The following is a 451-nucleotide window of genomic DNA, read 5'->3' on the forward strand; positions in this document are numbered from 1 at the left end:
GACGACAGCTTCTTCGACCGCGGCGGGCCCGGCCGACCAGCGGGATGACCATGATGCTGTCGCCGCCGCGGTCGAAGAAGCTGTCGTCGACCGAGTCGCGTTCCACGCCGAGCACCTCGGCGCACAGCACCGCGAGCAGTTCCTCGCGGGGGGTGCGCGGAGCCCGGTGCGTGCCCGTGGCCGCGCCGAAGTCCGGCGCGGGCAGGGCCCGGCGGTCGAGCTTGCCGTTCGGGGTGAGCGGCAGCGCGGGCAACGCGACGAAGGCCGCGGGCACCATGTAGTCGGGCAGCGCGGCCGCGACGTGGGCGCGCAGCGCGGCGGCGCCGGGGTCCGCGCCGGGCGCGGCGACGACGTAGGCGACGAGCCGTTTGTCCCCGGGGCGGTCCTCCCGGACCAGGACGGTGCACTGGGCGACCTGCGGGTGGGAGCCGAGGACGGACTCGATCTCCCC

Annotated in this window: 1 protein-coding gene; it reads right to left on the reverse strand. The window is 76.3% G+C overall.

All coding sequences use genetic code 11. The annotated features are described in order from the left end of the window. Positions 1-451 (reverse strand): phosphopantetheine-binding protein (locus LPA54_RS38615; RefSeq protein WP_228985050.1); only part of this gene is annotated, 451 nt, incomplete at both ends.

This window comes from Streptomyces sp. DH12 (genome assembly GCF_020873895.1).
GTDB lineage: Bacteria > Actinomycetota > Actinomycetes > Streptomycetales > Streptomycetaceae > Streptomyces.